Genomic DNA, 570 nt, shown 5'->3' on the forward strand with positions numbered 1-570 from the left:
CCAATCAGCATCAAGCTCAGCAAATGCTAGCCAAAGTGCATCAGCATCTGTAAGTGCAAGCCAATCAGCAAGCGCATCAGTATCTGCAAGTCAATCAACTTCAGCGTCTGTATCAGCTAGCCAATCAACTAGCGCATCAGTATCTGCAAGCCAATCAGCATCAAGCTCAGCAAAAGCTAGCCAAAGTGCTTCAGCAAGTGCAAGCCACTCAGCATCTGTATCAGCTAGCCAATCAACTAGCGCATCAGTATCTGCAAGTCAATCAACTTCAGCGTCTGTATCAGCTAGCCAAAGCGCATCAGCATCAGTAAGTGCAAGCCAATCAGCTTCAGCATCAGTATCTGCAAGTCAAAGCGCTTCAGCATCTGTATCAGCTAGCCAAAGTGCATCAGCATCTGTAAGTGCAAGTCAATCAGCTTCAGCGTCTGTATCAGCTAGCCAATCAGCAAGCGCATCAGTATCTGCAAGTCAATCAGCTTCAGCATCAGTAAGCGCAAGCCAAAGTGCTTCAGCTTCAGCATCTAACAACCAGAACTCAGCTTCTATCTCAGCAAGCGCGAGCCACTCTGC

The 570-nt window shown here is 47.7% G+C and carries 1 protein-coding gene; it reads left to right on the forward strand.

Features of this window, described 5'->3' with window-relative positions:
- Nucleotides 1-570, forward strand: a 570-nt coding sequence (locus M1F97_RS08565; protein WP_247944826.1) for a hypothetical protein, incomplete at both ends; no start/stop codon positions are given.

It is taken from the genome of Streptococcus oralis, assembly GCF_023110435.1.
GTDB classification, from domain to species: Bacteria; Bacillota; Bacilli; order Lactobacillales; family Streptococcaceae; genus Streptococcus; species Streptococcus oralis_CF.